This is a genomic window from Nocardia nova (assembly GCF_002933465.1).
Taxonomy (GTDB): domain Bacteria; phylum Actinomycetota; class Actinomycetes; order Mycobacteriales; family Mycobacteriaceae; genus Nocardia; species Nocardia nova_B.
In genome coordinates this window covers 169,713-191,008 of sequence record NZ_PSZE01000003.1, presented here as the reverse complement: position 1 = coordinate 191,008, position 21,296 = coordinate 169,713, and the positions used below count along the sequence as shown (strand labels likewise).

The 21,296-nt window shown below is 67.0% G+C and carries 21 protein-coding genes; 12 read left to right on the top strand and 9 right to left on the bottom strand.

The features are described from left to right. Positions 1–28: 28 nt before the first annotated feature. On the top strand, positions 29–787 hold the full coding sequence (locus tag C5E41_RS05150; RefSeq protein ID WP_104374675.1) for a glycoside hydrolase family 25 protein: 759 nt from the start codon (positions 29–31) through the stop codon (positions 785–787). Here the strand turns inward: C5E41_RS05150 and C5E41_RS05145 are convergent. The 3 genes from C5E41_RS05145 to C5E41_RS05135 all read right to left on the bottom strand — a co-directional run bounded on the left by C5E41_RS05145 (position 784) and on the right by C5E41_RS05135 (position 4,366). Continuing rightward, complete coding sequence (locus tag C5E41_RS05145) at positions 784–1,515, bottom strand: amino acid ABC transporter ATP-binding protein (RefSeq protein ID WP_104374853.1); 732 nt, start codon at positions 1,513–1,515, stop codon at positions 784–786. The two genes, C5E41_RS05150 and C5E41_RS05145, sit on opposite strands and share 4 nt — an antisense overlap. 44 nt (positions 1,516–1,559) lie before the next feature. Then, complete coding sequence (locus C5E41_RS05140; RefSeq protein WP_104374852.1) at positions 1,560–3,356, bottom strand: ABC transporter substrate-binding protein/permease; 1,797 nt, start codon at positions 3,354–3,356, stop codon at positions 1,560–1,562. 215 nt (positions 3,357–3,571) lie between these two features. Beyond that, on the bottom strand, positions 3,572–4,366 hold the full coding sequence (locus C5E41_RS05135) for an LLM class F420-dependent oxidoreductase (protein WP_104374674.1): 795 nt from the start codon (positions 4,364–4,366) through the stop codon (positions 3,572–3,574). A gap of 168 nt (positions 4,367–4,534) precedes the next feature. Between C5E41_RS05135 and C5E41_RS05130 the strand changes: the two genes are divergently transcribed. Further along, a complete protein-coding gene (locus C5E41_RS05130; RefSeq protein ID WP_104374673.1) occupies positions 4,535–5,614 on the top strand; it encodes an ABC transporter ATP-binding protein in 1,080 nt (359 codons plus the stop codon). Between the two features lie 110 nt (positions 5,615–5,724). Here the strand turns inward: C5E41_RS05130 and C5E41_RS05125 are convergent, their stop codons facing one another. Further along, positions 5,725–6,228 carry a winged helix-turn-helix transcriptional regulator gene (locus tag C5E41_RS05125; RefSeq protein WP_439956350.1) on the bottom strand — a complete coding sequence of 168 codons (504 nt, stop codon included), beginning with the start codon at positions 6,226–6,228 and terminating at the stop codon, positions 5,725–5,727. A 109-nt stretch (positions 6,229–6,337) separates the two neighbouring features. Between C5E41_RS05125 and C5E41_RS05120 the strand changes: the two genes are divergently transcribed. After that, positions 6,338–7,507 (top strand): thiolase family protein, encoded by a 1,170-nt coding sequence (locus tag C5E41_RS05120; protein WP_104374671.1) that lies wholly within the window; start codon positions 6,338–6,340, stop codon positions 7,505–7,507. Between the two features lie 3 nt (positions 7,508–7,510). Here C5E41_RS05120 and C5E41_RS05115 read toward each other — a convergent pair whose 3' ends face one another. Next, positions 7,511–7,855 carry a hypothetical protein gene (locus C5E41_RS05115; protein ID WP_104374670.1) on the bottom strand — a complete coding sequence of 115 codons (345 nt, stop codon included), beginning with the start codon at positions 7,853–7,855 and terminating at the stop codon, positions 7,511–7,513. A 236-nt stretch (positions 7,856–8,091) separates the two neighbouring features. Here C5E41_RS05115 and C5E41_RS05110 point away from each other — a divergent pair, with 236 nt between their 5' ends. Both C5E41_RS05110 and C5E41_RS05105 read left to right on the top strand, forming a co-directional pair. Beyond that, positions 8,092–9,063: an o-succinylbenzoate synthase gene (locus tag C5E41_RS05110; protein WP_104374669.1), complete on the top strand. Its 972-nt coding sequence runs from the start codon at positions 8,092–8,094 to the stop codon at positions 9,061–9,063. Positions 9,064–9,185: 122 nt separating this feature from the next. Then, complete coding sequence (locus C5E41_RS05105; RefSeq protein WP_104374668.1) at positions 9,186–9,983, top strand: VOC family protein; 798 nt, start codon at positions 9,186–9,188, stop codon at positions 9,981–9,983. Positions 9,984–10,041: 58 nt separating this feature from the next. Here the strand turns inward: C5E41_RS05105 and C5E41_RS05100 are convergent, their stop codons facing one another. Both C5E41_RS05100 and C5E41_RS05095 read right to left on the bottom strand, forming a co-directional pair. Further along, positions 10,042–10,554, bottom strand: coding sequence for a TIGR04338 family metallohydrolase (locus C5E41_RS05100; protein WP_104374667.1), 513 nt, complete (start codon positions 10,552–10,554; stop codon positions 10,042–10,044). A gap of 247 nt (positions 10,555–10,801) precedes the next feature. Then, positions 10,802–11,641: a DUF2786 domain-containing protein gene (locus tag C5E41_RS05095; protein ID WP_104374851.1), complete on the bottom strand. Its 840-nt coding sequence runs from the start codon at positions 11,639–11,641 to the stop codon at positions 10,802–10,804. A gap of 287 nt (positions 11,642–11,928) precedes the next feature. Between C5E41_RS05095 and C5E41_RS05090 the strand changes: the two genes are divergently transcribed. The 6 genes from C5E41_RS05090 to C5E41_RS05060 all read left to right on the top strand — a co-directional run bounded on the left by C5E41_RS05090 (position 11,929) and on the right by C5E41_RS05060 (position 18,733). After that, positions 11,929–13,191: an ABC transporter substrate-binding protein gene (locus C5E41_RS05090; RefSeq protein ID WP_439956356.1), complete on the top strand. Its 1,263-nt coding sequence runs from the start codon at positions 11,929–11,931 to the stop codon at positions 13,189–13,191. A gap of 86 nt (positions 13,192–13,277) precedes the next feature. Continuing rightward, a complete protein-coding gene (locus tag C5E41_RS05085) occupies positions 13,278–14,261 on the top strand; it encodes a carbohydrate ABC transporter permease (protein WP_104374850.1) in 984 nt (327 codons plus the stop codon). Then, entirely contained in the window at positions 14,261–15,112 is an 852-nt protein-coding gene (locus tag C5E41_RS05080) for a carbohydrate ABC transporter permease (RefSeq protein WP_104374665.1), read from the top strand. Before C5E41_RS05085 ends, C5E41_RS05080 begins: the two co-directional genes overlap by 1 nt. Before the next feature lie 283 nt (positions 15,113–15,395). After that, positions 15,396–17,687: a transglycosylase domain-containing protein gene (locus C5E41_RS05070; protein WP_104374664.1), complete on the top strand. Its 2,292-nt coding sequence runs from the start codon at positions 15,396–15,398 to the stop codon at positions 17,685–17,687. A gap of 110 nt (positions 17,688–17,797) precedes the next feature. Beyond that, complete coding sequence (locus C5E41_RS05065; protein WP_104374663.1) at positions 17,798–18,301, top strand: GyrI-like domain-containing protein; 504 nt, start codon at positions 17,798–17,800, stop codon at positions 18,299–18,301. 6 nt (positions 18,302–18,307) lie between these two features. Then, on the top strand, positions 18,308–18,733 hold the full coding sequence (locus tag C5E41_RS05060) for a GyrI-like domain-containing protein (protein WP_062966483.1): 426 nt from the start codon (positions 18,308–18,310) through the stop codon (positions 18,731–18,733). A 149-nt stretch (positions 18,734–18,882) separates the two neighbouring features. Here the strand turns inward: C5E41_RS05060 and C5E41_RS05055 are convergent, their stop codons facing one another. Both C5E41_RS05055 and C5E41_RS05050 read right to left on the bottom strand, forming a co-directional pair. After that, positions 18,883–19,977 (bottom strand): inositol-3-phosphate synthase, encoded by a 1,095-nt coding sequence (locus tag C5E41_RS05055; protein ID WP_104374662.1) that lies wholly within the window; start codon positions 19,975–19,977, stop codon positions 18,883–18,885. After that, entirely contained in the window at positions 19,970–20,527 is a 558-nt protein-coding gene (locus tag C5E41_RS05050) for a PadR family transcriptional regulator (protein WP_104374661.1), read from the bottom strand. The genes C5E41_RS05055 and C5E41_RS05050 overlap by 8 nt, the downstream gene beginning before the upstream one ends. Before the next feature lie 146 nt (positions 20,528–20,673). Between C5E41_RS05050 and C5E41_RS05045 the strand changes: the two genes are divergently transcribed. Next, the gene (locus C5E41_RS05045) at positions 20,674–21,087 is read left to right on the top strand and encodes a DUF5318 domain-containing protein (protein WP_030514161.1); all 414 of its coding nucleotides are present in this window, start codon (positions 20,674–20,676) and stop codon (positions 21,085–21,087) included. Positions 21,088–21,296: the final 209 nt, after the last annotated feature.

Sequence of the window (21,296 nt, the reverse complement as noted above, 5' to 3'; positions counted from 1 at the left end):
AGCGCCTCGGCTGCTTACTCTCGTACCCATGTATCGACGCACCGTGGCTCGTCCGAAAGTCCGTCGCTTCACCGCAGCCCTGCCGCTGCTCGCCGTTGCCGGCATATTCTCGGCAACCGGTATCGCCTCCGCTGGACCCACCGGGCCGGATGTGTCGTCCTGGCAGCACATCGACGGCCGTCTGATCGACTGGTTCGCGGTCCGGGCCTCCGGGCACAACTTCGCCATGGTGAAGGCCACCGAGGGGCTGAACTACGTCAATCCCTATTTCGTCCCCGACAGCCTGCTGATGCGCGCGGCCGGGGTGGCGCGCGGGACCTATCACTACGCCCATCCGGATCTGCCGCCGGAACCGCAGGCCGCCCTCTACGCCGCGGTCGTCCTCGGCCAGAACGGCCCGCTGGATCTGCCGCCGGTGCTCGATATGGAGAATTCCGGCGGGCTGCCCCCGGGGGAGCTGATCGATTGGACTCATCGCTATCTGACCACAGTGCAGGCATTGACCGGCCGGGTGCCGATCATCTACACCTACCCGCGGTTCTGGCAGACGGCGATGGCCGATTCCGATCAGTTCCACCAGTACCCGCTGTGGATCGCCGATTATCGCGGCAACGCCCAGCCCGAGGTTCCCGGTGGCTGGCCGGCGTGGACCTTCTGGCAGACCACCGATTCCGGCAGTGTGCCGGGTATCGCGGGCAATACCGACCTCAACGTCTACAGCGGAGCGCAGGGCAGTTTCGCACAGTTCGCCAATATGCCGTTCAGCGGCAGCAGTTCTGGCAGTTAGAGGATCTGGGACAGAAACTGTTGCAGGCGTGGGGTTTCCGGATCGTCGAAGAGACGATCCGGAGGCCCCGACTCCACCACCTTGCCCTTGTCCATGAACACCACGCTGTCGGAAACCGAACGGGCGAAACCCATTTCGTGGGTCACCACGATCATCGTCATACCACCCGCGGCCAGATCCGCCATCAACGAGAGCACACCCTTGACCAACTCCGGGTCCAGGGCCGAGGTCGCCTCGTCGAACAGCATCAATTCCGGCTTCATCGCCAGCGCACGGGCGATGGCGACGCGCTGCTGCTGACCACCGGACAGATTCGCGGGGCGGGTATCGGCTCGCGCCGCCAATCCAACCGCCTCGAGTTGTTCCAGGGCCAGCGCCCGTGCCGCCTCCTTGCTCAGGCCGCGCAATTTCCGCGGCCCCAGGGCCACGTTCTCCGCCACCGTCTTGTGCGGGAACAGGTTGAAATGCTGAAAGACCATTCCGATGCGCTGGCGCAGCCGATCCGGATTCTCACCCAGCACGGAAACCCCGTCGATCAGCACATCGCCGGAATCGGGTTCGTGCAGCCGGTTCAGCACCCGCAGCAGCGTAGATTTCCCCGAACCGGACGGGCCGATCACCGTGGTGGTGTGCGCGGCCTCGACGTGAATGTCGACGCCGCGCAGCACCTGATTGTTGCCCAGGGTCAGATGCAGATCGACCCCGGTCAGCGAGGAACTGGTGCTCACGCCCTTCGCATCCTGGTCGCTCACGCCCTTCGCATCCTGGTCGCTCACGCTCCGCGTCCTTCCGTGATGACAGCCTGGTCGATTTCGTCGGCGGCGGCTTCGGCGCGGCCGGTGCGCAATCGGCGGTCGATGTAGTTCACCAGGTGGGTGAGCGGGATGGTGAGCAGCAGATAGACCAGGCCCGCCGCGCCCAGCGGCGACAGGTTTCCGGTCTGCGAATTCAGGTCGCGGCCGACGGCGAACAGTTCCCGCTGGGAGGCGAGCAGGCCGAGGAAGTAGATCAGCGAGGAGTCCTTGATCAGCGCGATGAACTGGTTCATCAGCGCCGGCAGCACTCGGCGCACGCCCTGTGGAATCACCACCAGCGTCATCGATTGCCGATAGCCGAATCCGATCGCCCGCGCGGCCTCCAATTGTCCCGGCTCCACCGATTGAATACCCGAGCGGAAGATCTCGCCGATATAGGCCGAGGCCAGCAGCGCCAGCGCCACCGCGCCCAGCCAGTATGGGTTGTTCCCGGTGATCCCCTTCACCACCGGGCCGATGCCCAGGCCGATCAACAAAATGATCACCACCGCCGGCAAACCGCGGAAGATGTCTGTGTAGACCCGGGCGGGCCAGCGCAACCAGCGTGTGCGCGAAATACCGGCCACCGCGAGCAGAATGCCGATGAGCGTGCCCAGCACGCCCGAAACCAGCGCCAGGATCAGCGTATTCGGCAGCCCGGTCTTGAACAGATCAGGAAATGCCTTGCGGTACAACGACCAATCGAAGAACGTATCCTTCAATTGCGCCAGCGTCGATTTCGGCGCGTTCTGCTGATCGCTGTGCCGATGTTCGGCGGCGATCTTCTCGAAGTCCGGAAGTTGCGGCATCGGAGCGGATTTGGAGCCCGGTTTCCAGCCCGGCGGCAGCGGCCGCGGCACCCAGTCGGAGTAGAGCTTGGCGTAGGTCCCGTCGGCGATCACCGCGTCGAGGCCGGAATTGAGCGCGTCGATCAGCGGCTGGTTGTTCTTGCGCACCGCCCAGGCGGTGAAATTGTCCAGGCTGAAGGTGTTCTGCACGATCGAGGTGGGATCACCCGGTTTGATCGCTCCGGTGGCCTGCTGCGAGGGCGCGACCCAGGCGTCGATCTGCCCGGTCTTCAGATTCGCGTAGGCGGTGTTGTAGTCGGGGAATTTCACCGCGTCCAGATGCAAGGTGCCGGTAACGTATTCGTCCTGTACGGTGCCCTGCACCACGCCAACCCGCACGCCCGGTTTCAGATCCGAAAATCCCTGGATCGCACTGCCGTTGGGCACCACGAGCGAGAAATAGCCGAAATCGTAGCCGTTGGTGAAACCGACCTGCTGCCGCCGGGCATCGGTGGTGGTGATGCTCGACGACCCGACGTCGAACCGGCCGGTGGCGACGAGCGAGAGCAGCGAGGCGAATTCGGTGCCGGAGAACTGCACCCGTAGTCCGAGTTTCGCGCCGATCGCCTTCAGCAGTTCGTTGTCGAATCCGGTGAAGGTTCCCGACGGATCCACACAGATACTCGGCGGCGCGTCCGACAGCGTGCCCACGCTGAGCACCCCGGGCTGGGACAAACCGAGCTTGGTGACATCGATCGAACTCAGCGGCGCGGTGATCGCGGTGGTGTATCGATCGGTGCCGGCAGTCGCACCGCTCGCCAGTTTCGTCGGCGCGGGGGAGGCGGCCGACGGTCCAGGCGGTGCGCACAGGTTCGAGGCCTGCGACGAGCTGCCGCCGCCGGAGCTGCAGGCGACGGCGAACAGCAGCATCATCACCGCCATCAGCGCGATCAGCGCACGCGGGCGCGAGACGGGCAAACGGGCCATAGCCGAGAACCCTAGCCGGGCCGGTAGCACGCCGAGCGTGGCGACGCGGGTCCACGGGCCACCGCCCCTGCCACATCGCCCGGCGGAAATCGAATCCCACTGATTCGATCCGGCGGTGGCGGTGTTCGATCGGGGTTCGATCGGGCGGTGTTCGATCCGGCGGTCTTCGATCCGGCGGTGTTTGATCCGGCGGTGTTCGATCCGGCGGTGTTCGGTCAGGCGATTCCGGTCACCGACTCCGGATTGACGTTGTCCCGCCATGCGACGGCCTGCTCCACCACGCTCAGGTCGTAGTCCGGCCCGCCGACGCCCACGGTGAACAGGGTCGCGCCGGCTTGTACCAGCCGCTCTGCCTCTTCGGCGCCGGGCCAGGACACCGACCGCTCGATCCGGTTCGCATCGGTACCGACCTCCGCGCAGTGCTCGGCCAGAATCTTCGACTTCCGTTCCAGCGCTTCGATATCGGCGTAACTGTGCCAGATGTCGGCGTACTCGGCCACCAGTCGCAACGTCTTTCGCTCGCCACCACCGCCGATCAGAATCGGGATGTGGCGCGTCGGCCGCGGATTCAGTTTCGGCAGCCGGGCGTCGATGCGGGCGAGGTATTCCTTCAGCAACCCCAGACGTGTTCCGGGCGTGCCGAATTCGTAGCCGTACTCGTCGTAGTCCTTCTGGAACCAGCCGGCGCCGATGCCGAGGATCAGCCGGCCGCCGGAGATGTGGTCGACGGTGCGGGCCATATCGGCGAGCAGATCGGGATTGCGATATCCGCCGCCGGTCACCAGGGCGCCGAGTTCGACTCGTTCGGTCTGCTCGGCGATCGCGCCGAGCATGGTCCAGCATTCGAAGTGGGCACCGTCGGGATCGCCGTAGAGCGGATAGAAGTGGTCCCAGTTGAAGACGATGTCCACGCCCGCATCTTCGGCCCGGCGTACGGCATCGCGAATCAACCCGTAGTCGGGAGCATGTTGCGGCTGTAGCTGAACTCCGATACGAACCGGTCGAGTCATCCAATGCTCCTTCGTCTGGTCAGCTGCTCTCGCGGCCCGTCAGCGGCCCTTGACGAGGCTACTCGCCCGCTGCACCCCGCGCGTGCCGCTGGGTTACTGTGGGGCGCGCACCGACCCCTCTACTCGGATCGTCCGGCACGTTCCTGCCGGTGAAGGGATTGATTCACCATGGCCACGGTCACCTTCGACCATGCCACCCGGCTCTACCCGGGTGGGACCAAACCCGCCGTCGACAAGCTGAATCTCGAGATCGCCGACGGCGAATTCCTGGTACTGGTCGGACCGTCCGGATGCGGCAAATCCACCTCGCTGCGCATGCTGGCCGGACTCGAGGAGGTCGACGACGGCCGCATTCTGATCGGCGAGAAGGATGTCACCGACGCCGAACCCAAACAGCGCGATATCGCGATGGTCTTCCAGAACTACGCGCTGTACCCGCATATGACGGTCGCGGAGAACATGGGTTTCGCGCTGAAGATGGCCAAGGTCGGTAAGGCCGAGCGCAACCAGCGCGTGCTGGAGGCGGCGAAACTGCTCGACCTCGAGGACTTCCTGGACCGCAAGCCCAAGGCACTGTCCGGCGGTCAGCGTCAGCGTGTCGCGATGGGACGCGCGATCGTGCGGCAGCCGCAGGTATTCCTGATGGACGAACCGCTGTCGAATCTGGACGCGAAACTGCGTGTGCAGACCCGCACGCAGATCGCCCAGTTGCAGCGCCGGCTCGGCACCACCACGGTCTACGTCACCCACGACCAGGTCGAGGCGATGACCATGGGCGACCGGGTGGCGGTGCTCAAGGACGGACTGCTGCAGCAGTGCGCCTCACCCCGGGATCTGTATCGGGATCCGGCGAATCTGTTCGTCGCCGGCTTCATGGGCTCCCCGGCGATGAATCTGTTCACCCTGCCGGTGTCCGACGGTGCGGTGACCCTCGGCGGACATTCGATCGCGCTGCCGCGCGCGGTGGCCGGCGCCGCGGGCGAGACCGTGGTGGTCGGCATCCGGCCGGAGCATTTCGATCTGGCCGGCGGTTCCGACGGCATCGCCATGGAGATCGATGTGGTCGAGGAGCTGGGATCGGACGCCTACATCTATGGCCGCACCCTGGGCGAGGCCGGCGGAGATCAGACGATCGTCGCCCGCGCCGACTGGCGCAATCCGCCGCAGAAGGGCGAGAAACTGACGCTCACCACCGATGCGGAGCACACCTACTTCTTCGACCCGGCCGGCGGTAGACGACTGACCTAGGATTCGAATCTCGTTGCCCTCGAGCGCTTCCGGGTGCTCGAGGGCACGATCGTAACGGCTCACGCACCGGTCCGCCGCATGCCGGCGCCGATCGTCTCATCGCCGCGCGGTCACATCCCGGGCTGGACGCTCGCCCGGCGCCAGTCCTGGTTGACCCGGACCCGGATATCCTCGAGCGCGAGTTCGTCGCCTCCGGCGCTGCGCAATTCCACCCGCACCGGTTCTCCGGTGGTGTCCTCGACCCGCTCCAGCGGCGGCACTCCGCCCTGCAGATATTTGTCCCCCCACTGCCACAGCGCGAAGATCACCGGCAGCAGATCCCGGCCCATATCGGTGAGCACGTACTCGTTGCGGGTGCGCTTACCCTCTTCGCGATACGGCTGTTTGCGCAGTAGCCCGGCGTCGGTGAGTTTGCGCAGCGCGGCGGCCGCGGCGGCGTCGGTGATACCCACCCGCGCCGCGAAACCGTCGAAGCGGGTGGTGCCGTAGAGGGATTCGCGCAGAATCAGCATCGCCGAGCGTGTGCCGACGATATCCAGCGCCTTCACGATGGAACAGCCGTCCGGCTGCCACGAATTCAGATCACGCAGGGATCCTTCCAGCTTCACAGGCATGACGACGATCATACCAACTCTGACTTGCCATAACTAATGCCAGCCCCTACCCTGACTATAGGGCGACTAAGTCAGATTGTCGCAACGGCGCGATACCGGAGGAATCGCCATGAGAGACGCAGTGATCGTCGAGGCCGTACGCACCCCGATCGGGAAGGGCAAAGCCACCGGAGCGCTGCACGAACTGCATCCGGCCGACCTGTTCGCCCACAGCCTGCGCGAGGTCGTGCGGCGCAGCGGGATCGATCCGGCGCTGATCGACGACGTCATCGGCGGCGTGGTCACCCAGGTCGGCGAGCAGTCGGTCAACATCACCCGCCGGGCCGCGCTCGCGGCCGGATATCCGGAGTCCGTTCCGGCCACCACGGTCGACCGGCAGTGCGGTAGCAGCCAGCAGGCCATCCACTTCGCCGCGCAGGGCGTGCTGGCCGGGGCCTACGACATCGTCGTCGCCGGCGGTCTGGAGTCGATGAGCCGGGTGCCGATGGGGTCGAGTATGGCGGGCGCGACCGATATCAACGGCGTGGGCTTCGCCGAGCGGTATCCGGACGAGTTGGTACCGCAGGGGATCAGCGCGGAACTGATCGCGGCGCGCTGGGGCATCGCACGCACCGCCATGGACGAATTCTCGCTCGCCAGCCACGAAAAGGCCGCCACCGCAACGAAGAACGGATCCTTCGAGGCACAACTGGCGCCGTTGGCCGGGTTGAGTACCGACGAGGGCATTCGGGTCGGCAGCACCCTGGAAACCCTGGCCGGGCTGCGTCCCGCCTACTACAGCGACGCCTATGCCGCCCGATTCCCCGAGATCGGCTGGAACGTGACCGCCGCCAATGCGAGTCAGATCAACGACGGCAGCGCGGCGGTGCTGATCATGACCAGCGAGAAGGCAGCGCAACTGGGCCTGACGCCACTGGCCCGGCTGCACAGTTTCGCGGTCGCGGGCGACGATCCGCTACTGATGCTCACCGCGGTGATCCCGGCGACTCGGAAAGTGTTGCAGCGCTCGGGCCTTTCGCTGGCCGATATCGATCTGTTCGAGGTCAACGAGGCCTTCGCCTCGGTGGTCCTGGCCTGGGCCGCCGACACCGGCGCGGATCTGTCCCGGGTGAACGTCAACGGCGGCGCGATCGCGCTGGGTCATCCGCTCGGCGCCTCCGGTGCGCGGTTGGCGACTACGCTGGTCCACGCACTGCATGAACGCGGAGCACGCTTCGGACTGCAAACCATGTGCGAGGCAGGTGGTTTGGCGAACGCGACCATCTACGAGCGGCTCTGATCCTCAGACCGACACCACGACCAGCGCCGCCGCGAAACCGAGCAGCCACGCCTCGGCCAGCAGCGGCAGGGTGAGCAGCGCGTAGGGCCAGGCCGGGCGGCGTTCCCGCAACGCCCGCAGGGTCCACCGCCCGGCCAGCAGCAGCGCACCGACCAGGGACAGGAACGCCACGGCGTACGCCGGCGGCAGATGAGTGTGCCCCGGCCGAGTGCGCTGCCGCGCCATATCTCGGTACGGCAGGCCGTACCGCCAGATCACCCACGCCACACCGCAACCGGCCAGATAGACCATGGCACTCAGCACGGCATCGCCGCGCCGCAGCGGCGGGCGGTCCGGCCAAAACTCCATAGCTACTCATGGAAACGCGGGTCGCGTGCGATTCGCAAGCGCATCCGGGCGAGCGATGTCCGGCGCCCGTTCCATCGGTCGCTGCGGGATAGGCGGCGATCACGGGTAGGCCGCAACTGCGCGGGCCGGCTTGATGCGGCTTGCGTGGGCCGGGCGCCTCGGACCCTCCGAGCTCGGGTTCCGGATGCTCCCCGGTGCTCGAGTTTGCGAGGCGGGCGGTGGTTAGGCTGGTTCGGGTGAGCGATCTGGATCCGTCGTCCGCCCTGGTGTACGCGATTCCGCTGCGGACTCGCTTCCGCGGCATCACCGTCCGCGAAGGGATGCTGCTGGAAGGCTCGCGCGGCTGGGGTGAGTTCTGCCCGTTCGTCGAATACGACGACCGCGAGGCCGCGAACTGGCTCGCCACCACGGTCGAGCAGATCGAGGCCGGCTGGCCGGAACCGGTCCGGGATCGCATTCCGGTCAATTGCACCGTTCCCGCGGTCGGACCCGAGCGCGCGTATTCCATCGTCGCCGAATCCGGCTGCCGCACAGCGAAAGTCAAGATCGCTGATCATCCCGACTCGCTCGCCGAGGATATCGAGCGGGTGGCGGCCGTCCGCGCTGCGCTGGGCCGCGACGGCGCCGTCCGGGTCGATGCCAACGCGGTCTGGGATGTCGATACCGCGGTCACCAACCTGCGGCAGATCGACCGTGCCGCAGAGGGTTTGGAGTACGCCGAGCAACCGTGCCGGACGATCGAGGAGCTGGCGGCGGTCCGGCGGCGGGTCGAGATTCCCATCGCCGCGGACGAATCCATCCGACGCGCCGAGGATCCGCTGCGGGTCGCGGTGGCGGGAGCGGCCGATATCGCCGTCCTGAAATGCACGCCGCTCGGCGGGGTACGGCGGGCATTGCGGGTAGCGCAAGCGGCGGGGCTGCCGTGCGTGATCTCCTCGGCACTCGAGACGAGCGTCGGACTGTCGGCCCAGCTCGCGCTGGCCGGCGCCCTACCGGAACTCGACCACGCCTGCGGGCTGGGCACCGTCAATCTGTTCGCCGGCGACGTGGTCGCGCATTCGCTACGTCCCGTCGACGGATATCTGAGCGTGCCGCGCACCCCGCCGGCCCCGGATCCCGCACTCCTGGAACGCTTCCGCCATCCCGATCCGGAGCGCACGGCGTGGTGGCGAAGCCGGCTGGAGCGGGTGCTGCGGCTCCTGGATTGACCGCGCCCTCGCGCGCCTCGGCGGGTCCGGGACGAGGGTTTTCCCACCCGCCCTTCTGTGATTAGCTGATCGTGTGCCATCGGCAGTTCTCACGTGCTCGAACACACGATAGGAGTTCCGCAATGCCCACTCGTGATTCTGCGTGGCCGCAGGGTACGCCCTGCTGGATCGATTGTTCGGTCGACGATCCGCAGGCCGCCCGCGACTTCTACGCCGGTTTGCTGGGCTGGGAGATCATGGACAGCCCGCCCGAGGCCGGGGGATATCTGATGGCGATGCTGGGCGGTAAACCGGCCGCCGGAATCGGCCCCAAGATGGGCGAGGCGCCGATGCCCTCGGTATGGACCACCTACCTCGCCGCCGACGACGTCGACGCGGTCGCCGAGGCCATCGGCGCGGCCGGGGGAACCGTGCTCGCTCCACCCTTCGACGTCATGGACGTGGGCCGCATGTGCGTGGCCTCCGATCCCACCGGCGGCATTTTCGGCGTCTGGCAGGCCAAGGCCCACACCGGCGCCGGTATCTACAACGAACCCGGCTCCTACTGTTGGAACGAACTGCACACCGGCGACTACGCCACCGCGCAGGAGTTCTACCGCCGCGTCTTCGGCTGGACATACGACGAAATCGGCGACGGTGAGAACTTCGTCTATTCGACCTTCTCCCCGCCCGGCGCGGACGTCGCCGGCGGTGTCATGGACGCGGGCAAGGCCCCCGGCGACAACCCGCCCTACTGGCTCACCTGGTTCCAGGTCGACGGGACGGACGAAAAACTCTCCCGCGCAACCGAACTCGGCGCCACGGCACTGATGGGACCGGACGACACCCCGTTCGGCCGCTCCGCGATCGTTCAGGCTCCCCAGGGCGAGATCTTCGGCCTCATCGACCCGACGGTGCGGGCGCAGGCACCTGGGCAGTAGCGCTTCCCATGCCCCGGATCGTCCGGAACCGCCCGGGGCACACCTGTTCCGTGGTGGTTCAGCCGACCCGGGCGCCGCAGTCGTGCAGAGTGGCACGCAGGAGAAGGGCGGCTTCGGGGCCGATGACCCCGTCGACCAGTTCGAGGTAGCGGGTGCAGAATTCGGGGCCGTGCGGGGCGAGGTCGGCGCCGAGCGGCTCCAAGTGGTGGGCCAGTTCGTGGAGTATGACCAATTCGCGGAGCGCCCAGGCGGTCCCGCCGGTGTGCAGTGGGACGGCCAAGACGGCGCGGCCGGTTTCGTAGTGCGCCGCCGCGGTGCCCGCGCGGGCCCGCACGGCGAGCGGGGTACCGGCTCGAAGCCATTGCGCGCGTACCCAATTCAGTGCCAGCACCCGGTCCACATAGCTCTGGACCGACTCGACCGAGGCGAACTTCCGCTCGATCGGCAGCGTGAGCTGCGATCCGTGCACGTCGACCGTGCGAGCCCCGAACTCCTCGGCTCGTTCGAACATCCGCCGCACCAGGCCCTCGGCATCGTAGACCCGGCTGCGCTGCGAATCCCGCTGCGTCACAGGGGCTCATCTCCTGAAACCGACCCCACCGGGCCGCGAGTACGCACCGGCGCAGCGGCGAGTATCAGCGCAGGAACACGGCCGCCCAGCCTACGGTCGGGCCACACCCCGCCCGCACACTCCGACCCGCCCTCCGATCCGGTGCGCCGACGACATCCGGCACGCGGCGAACGCTTCGCGTACCGACCGATGGCGGCGTCGCCGCAGCCACGACCGGCAGCGGCCGGCATCGATGCGGCGGGGCGCCTCATGCCCCGGGAGCTTCCAGAGTGCCGCGAGCCGAGGGCAGTTCGGGCGACAGACCCAGGCGCGCCGTGCGACCGGCGCGGTCGCCCGCCCGGCGCGCGGCCGGCGAGTACCCGGTGGACTCCTGCGGACCGCGCCAGGTGCCGCGGGCTTCGGAGGTGCGGGAGTAGAAATCGGTGAGCTCGAGGTCCTTGTTGCGCAGGGCCAGCGCGGTGCCCGCGGTGGATTCCGCTGAGACCGGATCGTCGCGCACCGCCTCGGCCTCCACATCCGCCTTCACCTGCGCGAGCCGGCGGCCGATTCGATCGGCGAACGCCATCTGGAAATTCAGCCGAGCCGTCACGGCTGCGACAGGGGCCTGTATGCGACGCTGCACCGGCCGACCCCAGCGCGTCGCCACCACGACCTTCTCCACGGTCGCCGATTTGTAGGCGCCGGATTTGATGTAGTGGTCCGAGGCACGCACCATCTGCACCAGCAGGCTCGTATACAGCGCCTCGCACGTCGCGATATCGGTGTCGAAACCGTAGGCGTACACCTGCGTGGACGTGCGGGTCACGTCACAGCGCACATCGTTGGCCGCGGCGATCGCCACGAACAACTGCACATAGGTGCGCAGCCCTTTCTTGCCCGCCTCGCCGATCGGGACGACCTTCTGCATCGGCGTCGGGCGGCGTTCGCGGCCGGCGATATGGGCACGCGCCACCGCCAGGTCGATCGACGAACGGGTCGCCAGGCGCTGGGCGGCCGCCATGAAGGCTTCGGCCTCGTGCTCGTTGTCGGTCGACTCGGCCTGACGCAACAGCCCACCGATCCGGGTGAGCAACTTGTCCTGGGGCATCTGGGTCGACATCGAGCGCCAGGATACGAGAACTCACCGACATCCCCACATGATCGCCGGTGGCAGAGGCGGCAGCTCGCGTAACCACGGAGGGCGGGGGCGGACGCCGAGTCCCACGGAGCAGCCGAACAATGTATCTTGCCTTGTGCAACCGGCGCAGTGTGCGGGCGCTCACGCTTGGCACCTGTGTTCGTTACGACCCTGGAGTATCGATGGCTTTGAACAAGGCGTCCTCGAACAAGGCGCGTAGGGTTCGCGCGCGCGCCACGTCACGACGCTCGTCCCTCGTGTCCCGCGCCGCGCTGGCCACCGCGTCGGTGGCACTGCTCACCGCCGGGTTGACGAGCGCCTGTTCGAGCGGCGACGGCAGCAACCCGACCGGTCAGAACCTGGGCGGTCGCGGTCCGATCACCTACGTCGAGGGTAAGGACACCACCGAGACCGGTGCGGTCAAGCAGCTCATCGACCGGTGGAACGCCGCCCATCCGAACGAGCAGGTGACGTTCAAAGAGCAGTCCAACGACGCCTCCCAGCAGTACGACGACCTTGCCCAGCACATGCGGGCCAAACAGTCCGACTACGACGTGATGGCGCTGGACGTGCCCTGGACCGCCGAGTTCGCGGCCAAGGGCTGGATTCAGCCGCTCAAGGACTCCTTCGCGCTCGACACCTCGACGCTGCTCTCGCCGACCGTCGCCAGCGCGACCTACCAGGGCACTCTCTACGCCGCGCCGCGCAACACCAACGGCGGCCTGCTGTACTACCGCAAGGATCTGGTTCCGAATCCGCCGAAGACCTGGCCGGAACTGCTGACCGACTGCAATATCGCGCGTGATCACGGAATCGGTTGCTACGCAGGGCAGTTCGCGCCCTACGAAGGTCTGACCGTGAACGCGGCCGAGGTGATCAACGCCTACGGCGGCTCGTTCGTCGGCCCGGACGGCAAGACCGCGACCGTGAACTCCCCGCAGTCGCGCGCCGGCCTGCAGGTGCTCACCGACGCCTACAAGAACGGCGACATCCCCAAGGAGGCCATCTCCTACAAGGAGCCCGAGAGCCAGAACGCCTTCGCCTCGGGCAAGCTGTTGTTCCTGCGCACCTGGCCCAACTTCTACGGTGTGGCCCAGGCCGACTCCTCCGCGGTGAAGGGCAATTTCGGCGTCTCCCCGCTGCCCGGCAAGGACGGCATCGGCGCCTCCACGCTCGGTGGTTACAACGCCGCCATCAGCGCCTACTCCAAGCACAAGGCCACCGCGCTGGACTTCCTGCGCTTCCTGATCAGCGAGGACGCCCAGCGCATCGTCGCCGAGGGTGCGTTCCCGTCGGTGCGGTCGTCGATGTACGACGATCCGGCGCTGATCGCGAAGTTCCCGTATCTGCCCGCGTTGAAGGATTCGATCGCCAGCGCCGTGCCGCGTCCGGTGACCCCCTTCTACCCGGCGGTGTCGAAGGCCATCCAGGACAACGCATATGCTGCGTTGACCGGTAAGAAATCAGTCGATGACGCGATCATCGGCATGCAGAAGGGCATCGAAGCCGCCGGCTCCTGACCCTGTCCGCAGTCTGCCCCGTAGGAGAGTTGAACGTGTCGAGTCCTTCGGGTGCGACCGATCTCGCGCCACCCGACGATCAGCCGGTGAGCCCGAAACCGAAGCGCGACAGCAACTCCCGGGGCTTCCGGCTCCCGCAGGGGTCGGGCCGCGCGTGGTTGTTCGTCGCGCCGGTGCTGGTGGCGCTCGCGGTCGTCATCGGCTATCCGGTGGTGCGCGCGGTGTGGATGTCGTTCCAGAAGGACGCCGGGCTCGACCCCGCCACCGGCATGTTCGTCGAGGGCGGCAGCGCCGGGTTCAGCAACTACACGCACTGGCTGCTGCAGCAGTGCACCCTGCCCGGCGGCGGAACCGAGCCCTGCCCCACCGGCAACCTGGGTTCCCAGTTCTGGGCTGCCATCGGAATCACCCTGCTGTTCACGGTGATCACCGTGACGCTGGAGGCCAGCATCGGCCTCGGCATGGCGACCGTGATGGGCAAGACCTTCCGCGGGCGGGCGCTGTTGCGCGCCGCGGTGCTGATCCCCTGGGCCATTCCGACCGCGGTGACCGCCCGGTTGTGGGAGTTCATGTTCCAGTACAACGGCGTGGTCAACCGGGTGCTGCACACGCACATCCTGTGGCAGACCGATCCGTGGTGGTCGCGCTTCGCGGTGATCATCGCCGACGTCTGGAAGACCACCCCGTTCATGGCGTTGCTGATCCTCGCCGGACTGCAGGTGATCCCGAACGACGTGTACGAGGCGGCCAAGGTCGACGGCGCCTCGGCATGGCAGCGCTTCACCCACATCACGCTGCCGCTGCTGAAGCCGGCGCTGCTGGTCGCGGTGCTGTTCCGGACTATGGACGCACTGCGCCTCTACGACCTGCCGGCCATCATGATGCAGGGCAATCCGGCGACCCGGACCATTTCGATCCTGGTGGTCGATCAGGTGCGGCAGGGCTCCAACAGCGCGGCCGCGCTGTCGGTGCTCACCTTCCTGATGATTTTCGCGGTGGCATTCGTGCTGGTGAAGATGCTGGGTGCCAACGCGGTGGCGACGCAGGAAGAACAGCGGAAGGCACACTGATGACCACTGCTACCTCTGGCCGCAAACCGTGGCGGTCCGCGCGGGTGTACGTCGGTGCGCTGATCGTGCTGATCTGGGGTCTGGCCCCGTTCTACTGGATGGCGGTGACCGCCTTTCGCGACCCGGACTACACCTTCGACAACACCCCGTGGCCGACGCACCTGACCTTCGAGAACTTCCGCAACGCGTTCGACACCAGCCGCGGCAACGACTTCGGGCGGGCGCTGACCAACAGCGTCGTCATCGGCGCGACCACCACCGTGATCGCACTGGTGATCGGCATGATGGCCGCTTACGCCTTGGCGCGCATGGCCTTTCGCGGTAAGACCCTCGTGGCCGGGTTGATCCTGAGCGCCTCGATGTTCCCGGTCGTCGTCCTGGTGACGCCGCTGTTCCAGCTGTTCACCAACATCGGCTGGATCGGGCACTACCAGGCGATGATCATCCCGAACATCTCGTTCGTGCTGCCGATGACGGTCTACGTCCTGGCCTCGTTCTTCGCCGAGCTGCCATGGGAGCTCGAGGAAGCGGCCCGGATCGACGGCGCCACCCGGTTCCAGGCCTTCCGGCTGGTGATGCTGCCGCTGGCCGCGCCCGCGGTGTTCACCACGGCGATTCTGGCGTTCATCGCCGCGGTGAACGAATACCTGCTGGCCAGCCTGCTCTCGGTCGACCGCACCGAACCCGTCACGGTCGCGATCGCGCGATTCTCCGGTAACGATCCGCTGGTCCAGCCGTATGCGGCGATCATGGCGGCGGGCATCATCGTCACCGTGCCGCTGGTGATCATGGTTTTGCTGTTCCAGCGCCGCATCATCTCCGGCCTCACCGCGGGCGGCGTCAAGAGCTAGGGGAACTCGGGCGGCGACCGATTTCGTCCCGAGGTGCCTTTCGATATCGGCGGGTGAGCCGGTGTAGTGGAGGGTGCGCAGACCGAGCTGTGCCGCCCCTTCGCAGCTCCGGTTGCGGTCGTGGTTATTCGGCTCACATCGACGCGCCGTCGGCCGGTCGTGGCCGGTTTGCGAGTGAAATCACGATTTACTGGGTATTAGCTGTTCTGGTTGACCACCGACCGGCCCCGTAGGCTGGACGGGATCGTTGTTTCTCGCTGGTCCGCCGACGCTCCGGGAGGAGATGATCGTGAGCTCGACCCGCAAACCGCGGCGCGGCCGCCCGGAAACGGCGCCTTATGCCTCGATTGCCGGGTGGAAGCAGCTCGACGGTGTGCCCCGGCCGAACAGCGGGCGTCCCCGCCGCCGCGAGAAACCGGCCGGCGCCCGCGAACGCCCGCCACGCACGCGCGGGCAGCGGATTCGGCGCCTGCTGCTGGCCCTGTTCCTGATCTTCGTCGCGATTCCGTCGTTGCTGTTGGTGCTGGCGTACTGGAGCGCCGAGATACCCGATCCGAGTGCGGTGCAGACCAATCAGATCGCCACCGTCACCGCCGCCGACGGAACGACCGTCCTGGCGAAAATAGTTCCCCCCGAAGGCAATCGCACGCCGGTGCCGCTTTCGGAAGTACCGCAGACCATGCGCGACGCCATGCTTTCGGCCGAGGATCGCGACTTCTACCGCAATCCCGGATTCTCGGCGCCGGCCTTCCTGCGAGCGGCGCGCGACAATCTGCTCGGCCGCGACGACGCGGGCGGTGGGTCCACCATCACCCAGCAGTACGTCAAGAACGCCTTCCTCAGCTCGGAACGCACCCTGTCGCGCAAGATGCGGGAGCTGGTGATCTCGGCGAAGATGGCGCGGCAGTGGAGTAAGGACGACATTCTCGCCGCGTATCTCAACACCATCTACTACGGCCGGGATGCCTACGGGATCGCGGCGGCCGCACGCGCCTACTTCGACAAACCGGTCTCGCAGCTGACCCTGGCCGAGGGCGCGGTGCTGGCCGCGGTGGTGCGCGCGCCGTCGATCCTGGACCCCGAGACGCACCTCGACCAGCTGAAAGCCCGGTGGAACTACGTGCTCGACGGCATGGTCGGGATGGGCGTGCTGCCGCTCGGCGAACGCGACAAAGTGCAATTCCCGACGATCGCGCCCGCGCGCAAACCCGACGACGATGCCGCTCGCGGCCCCGCCGGGCTCATCCGCACCCAGGTGCTGAAGGAGTTACGCGCCGCGGGGATCAGCGATCAGGAGATCAACACCGGTGCACTGCAGATCATGACGACCATCGACGCCAAAGCGCAGCAGGCCGCGCTGGACGCGGTACACCGCACCCTCGACGGCCAGCCGCCGCAGCTGCGCACCGCGGTGGTGTCGATCGATCCGCGTTCGGGTGCGATCCGGGCCTACTACGGCGGTGAGGACGGGGTCGGCTACGACTTCGCCCAGGCGCCCCTGCAGACGGGATCCTCGTTCAAGACCTTCGCCGTGCTCGCGGCGCTGCAGCAGGGCTATACGCTGACGTCCCAGCTGGACAGTTCGCCGGTCGTGGTGAACGGGGTGCGGGTGACCAACGTCGAGGGCGAATCCTGCGGGACCTGCAGTCTCGCCGAGGCCTACAAGCGTTCGCTGAACACCAGTTTCATCCGGCTCACCCAAGCCATCGGGCCGCGCGCGGTGGCCGATGCCGCCCACCAGGCCGGTATCCCGCAGCAGATCCCGGGTGTACCGGGCACCTCGCTGTCGGAGCCCGACGGGCAGCCGGCTCCCACGATCGTCCTCGGCGTGTACTCGGTGCGGCCCATCGATATGGCGTCGGCCTATGCCACCATCGCGGCGTCGGGCAGCTATCACCAGCCGTATTTCGTGCAGCGAGTGGTGGCCGGTGACGGGCGGGTCCTACTCGATCGCGGGGAGCCGGGGGCGGGGCAGCCGCCACCGCCGCAGCAGCGCTTTCCTCGCGGAATCACCGATACGACCACCAAGGCGATGCAACCCATCCCGGCGTATTCGAACGGCCACAATCTGGCCGGGCGGCCGTCGGCGGCCAAGACCGGGACCACCCAGCTCGGTGACACCGGCGAGAACAAGGACGCCTGGATGATCGGGTTCACCCCGTCGCTGTCCACCGCGGTGTGGGTGGGTACCGATCAGCCGGAGCCGATCCGCACGGCGGGCGGCGGCATGATCTACGGCTCGGGGCTGCCGTCCGATATCTGGAAGCGCACCATGGACGGCGCGCTCGCCGGCACTCCGGTCGAGCAGTTCGCGAATCCCGATCCGAGCGCCGCGGCCGGACCGTTCGCGGCGCCGCCGCCACCGAATTCGGCCGGGCCGTTCGCGGAGCCGGAGCCCCAGACCGCGGCGCCGCAGCCGACCGCAAACGCGCCGTTCGACATCTTGCAACCGCCGTCGCAGTCGGAGCAGCAGCCACCCCCGGTGATCGTCATTCCGCCCGCTCCGCCGCCACCACCCCCGCCGCCGCGGCAGGTGGAGATCTTTCCGGGGCTGACCGTCCCGGTTCCGGGATGACGGTCCGATCCGGCACGCTGTGATGAAACGAATTGGAGTTATCCGGCCATCACCCAGCACACGCCGATAGGGTGGAACGGGGTTGATACGAGACATTAGGGGCGACACGGGTGGATTTCGAAGTGGTTGAGCGCCACGAGACACTGGTGGCGGGCACGGTGCTACGCAGCCCGGCGCTGGCGGTCGAGGGACCGCGCCGGCAGAAGGTGGAAGAGGCGTGGAAGCGAACTCTGGCACGCCGGTTACCCGGCCCGCCGGCGACCGCATATGTCGACCACGCGCCCGAGATCGGTTCCTATCTGACCCATATCGTCGGTTACCGATGCGAAAGCCTCGACGATCTGCAGCCCGGTGATGTGCTGGCCCGTGTCCCCGCGGCGAAGTTCGCGCGCTTCCTGCGCACCGGCGACAACCTGGGCGACACCATCGTCTCGATCTGGCGCGCGGTCTGGGATCTGGAAGCGGCCGGCGTGCTGGTGCGGGCCTATACCGGCGATTTCGAGCACTATCCGGAGGCGCGCACGGTCGAGGTGTTCGTCGCCCTGCAGAGCGACCCGCTGACCGACGCGTTGAACAACGGTGTGGCCCAAGCCGATTCCGGCGAGAACAGGTAGGGACTCGTGGACTTCGAAATCGTCACCCTGGAACCCAGCCTCGTCGGCGGGCTCACGGTCCCGCTGGCCGGGCGCGAGGTGACCGCACGAGATCTTGATCTGGTGAACTTCACCTGGGACCGCTATCTGTCGCGGGAGAAGAACGTCCCCCGCGTGGCGGCCTACATCGGCCAGGACGACCACGCGGTCGCGGTCCTCGGCTACGAACTCGGCGGACTCGACGAACTGGACACCGGCGACGTGATCACCCGCATCCCCGCGGGCCGCTACGCCAAATTCGTCGTCTCCGACAAGCCCTACGACCTGCTCCGCACCGCCTGGGCCGAGGTCGCCAAGGCCGAGAGCGCCGGCACGATCACCCGCTCCCACACCGCGGAGATCGAACGCTACACCGGCCCCACCTCGGTCGAGGTTTACGTCTCCCTCGACTGACCGCCGGACGGCAGAGCACGAAATCAGGCTGGGCTACATGGAAAACCATGTAGCCCAGCCTTTTTCGGCAGCCAACGCCCCAGGCGACAGCGCGCCTACCGCAACCACGCACGGGCGACCGCGAACCCGCCGAGCGGAGCGAGGCCGAATTACTCGGCGCCGATGATGAACGCTTCCAGCTGGGTGCGCGCGACGTCGTCGGCGAGCTGCTTCGGCGGGGACTTCATCAGGTAGGCCGAGGCCGGGATGACGGGTCCGCCGATGCCGCGGTCCTTGGCGATCTTGGCGGCGCGCACGGCGTCGATGATGATGCCGGCCGAGTTCGGCGAGTCCCACACCTCGAGCTTGTACTCCAGGTTCAGCGGCACGTCACCGAAGGCGCGGCCCTCGAGGCGCACGTAGGCCCACTTGCGGTCGTCGAGCCAGCCGACGTGGTCGGACGGGCCGATGTGCACGTCGTTGGCGCCCAGCTCCTTCTTCAGGTTGCTGGTGACCGCCTGGGTCTTGGAGATCTTCTTCGACTCCAGGCGCTCGCGCTCGAGCATGTTCTTGAAGTCCATGTTGCCGCCGACGTTGAGCTGCATGGTGCGGTCCAGCTGCACGCCGCGGTCTTCGAACAGCTTGGCCATCACGCGGTGGGTGATGGTCGCGCCGACCTGAGACTTGATGTCGTCACCGACGATCGGCACGCCGGCGTCGACGAACTTCTGCGCCCACGCCGGGTCGGACGCGATGAAGACGGGCAGCGCGTTCACGAATGCGACGTTGGCGTCGATGGCACACTGCGCGTAGAACTTGTCGGCATCTTCCGAACCGACAGGCAGGTACGAAACCAGCACGTCGACCTCGGCATCCTTCAGCGCCTGCACGACGTCGACCGGATCGGCCTCGGAGAGCTCGATGGTCTGCGCGTAATACTTGCCGATGCCATCGAGGGTCGGGCCCCGCTGGACGGTGACGCCGGTCGGCGGCACGTCGGAGATCTTGATGGTGTTGTTCTCGCTGGCGAAGATCGCATCGGACAGGTCGAATCCGACCTTCTTCGCGTCGACGTCGAATGCGGCGACGAACTTCACATCGCGCACGTGGTACTGGCCGAACTTGACGTGCATGAGGCCGGGAACGGTAGCGTTCTCGTCCGCGTCCTTGTAGTACTGCACGCCCTGGACCAGCGAGGAGGCGCAGTTGCCCACGCCGACGATGGCCACGCGAATCTCATTGGCAGCCGGGTTGACATCACTCATGGCCGACATTTCCCTCTTTCTGTGGTGCCGCCTTCATTGATTGCTCCGCTGCAATCAACTCGTTGAGCCAGCGCACTTCGCGCTCGCTTGATTCGAGACCGAGTTGATGGAGCTGGCGGGTGTAGCGATCCAGTGTTCCGCTGGCGCGTTTGATCGCCTCCCGCAGTCCTTCTCGGCGCTCCTCGACCTGCCGTCGTCTGCCCTCGAGGATCCGCATCCGCGCCTCGGCGGGGGTGCGGCTGAAGAAGGCGAGATGAACGCCGAAGCCGTCATCGGTGTAGTTCTGCGGACCGGTATCGGCGAGCAGTTCACCGAACCGCTCCCGACCCGATTCGGTCAGTTGGTAGACCCGGCGGGCCCGGCGGGTGACCGTGCCGGCCGGACTCTCCTCGGCGATCAGACCGTCGGTCTGCATGCGCCGCAGCGTCGGATACAGCGACCCGTAGGAGAAGGCCCGGAACGGTCCCAACAGGCCCGTCAACCGTTTGCGCAGCTCGTAGCCGTGCATGGGTGACTCCAGGAGCAGCCCGAGAATCGCGAGTTCGAGCACGGGCCTCACCTCCTGACTCTATTGAACAGACCTAACCGATGGATGCGATTACAAACTATATCGGACCGATATAGTGAGCGGAAAGGAACGTGGGGCTTCTCTCGGTGGCATGCCGTGCCCCCGCCGACGCAAGTACTCTGGGATCCGTGCGAATTCAGCGGCAGGTGGTCGACTATGCGCTCCGGCGCAGGTCGCTGCTGGCCGATGTCTATGCGGGCCGTGTGGACGTCGCCGAGGTATGCGATGCGAATCCGTACCTGCTGCGTGCGGCGAAATTCCACGGGCGGGGGAGCGAGGTCACATGTCCGATCTGCCGGAAAGAGCAGCTCACGCTCGTTTCGTGGGTCTACGGCGACGGACTGGGACCGATCGCGGGTTCGGCCCGAACCCCCGAGGAATTGGTACGGCTGGCCGAGACTCGGGAAGAGTTCTCGGTGCACGTGGTCGAGGTGTGCCGGACCTGTAGTTGGAATCATCTGGTGCAGTCGTATGTGCTGGGGCATACTCCGGCACCGCGGCGCCGTCGTGGTGGCGGCGCTCGCCGGACTGCCGCCGAATGACGGGCACACTCGACTGATATGTGGAGCCGTTCCCATACCGGCCGGCGACGGCCGTGCACGCCCGCACCGAGCTATCCGGACCGTATCGAGTTATGGAGATCCAGGCTGTGACTTCGCCTTACGACGATGGACCGAACGGCGGTCGGCCCCCGCGCGGCCCGCAATCCGGACCCGGTGGTCAACCACCGCGTCCGGCAGGCGGCAACCCG

Excerpts from the sequence above, each read along its gene's own strand:
- C5E41_RS05150 (WP_104374675.1), top strand. The coding sequence starts at position 29 with ATGTATCGACGCACCGTGGCTCGTCCGAAAGTCCGTCGCTTCACCGCA.
- C5E41_RS05140 (WP_104374852.1), bottom strand. The coding sequence starts at position 3,356 with ATGGCCCGTTTGCCCGTCTCGCGCCCGCGTGCGCTGATCGCGCTGATG.
- C5E41_RS05135 (WP_104374674.1), bottom strand. The coding sequence starts at position 4,366 with ATGACTCGACCGGTTCGTATCGGAGTTCAGCTACAGCCGCAACATGCT.
- C5E41_RS05130 (WP_104374673.1), top strand. The coding sequence starts at position 4,535 with ATGGCCACGGTCACCTTCGACCATGCCACCCGGCTCTACCCGGGTGGG.
- C5E41_RS05125 (WP_439956350.1), bottom strand. The coding sequence starts at position 6,228 with ATGCCTGTGAAGCTGGAAGGATCCCTGCGTGATCTGAATTCGTGGCAG.
- C5E41_RS05120 (WP_104374671.1), top strand. The coding sequence starts at position 6,338 with ATGAGAGACGCAGTGATCGTCGAGGCCGTACGCACCCCGATCGGGAAG.
- C5E41_RS05115 (WP_104374670.1), bottom strand. The coding sequence starts at position 7,855 with ATGGAGTTTTGGCCGGACCGCCCGCCGCTGCGGCGCGGCGATGCCGTG.
- C5E41_RS05105 (WP_104374668.1), top strand. The coding sequence starts at position 9,186 with ATGCCCACTCGTGATTCTGCGTGGCCGCAGGGTACGCCCTGCTGGATC.
- C5E41_RS05095 (WP_104374851.1), bottom strand. The coding sequence starts at position 11,641 with ATGCCCCAGGACAAGTTGCTCACCCGGATCGGTGGGCTGTTGCGTCAG.
- C5E41_RS05080 (WP_104374665.1), top strand. The coding sequence starts at position 14,261 with ATGACCACTGCTACCTCTGGCCGCAAACCGTGGCGGTCCGCGCGGGTG.
- C5E41_RS05070 (WP_104374664.1), top strand. The coding sequence starts at position 15,396 with ATGATCGTGAGCTCGACCCGCAAACCGCGGCGCGGCCGCCCGGAAACG.
- C5E41_RS05055 (WP_104374662.1), bottom strand. The coding sequence starts at position 19,977 with ATGAGTGATGTCAACCCGGCTGCCAATGAGATTCGCGTGGCCATCGTC.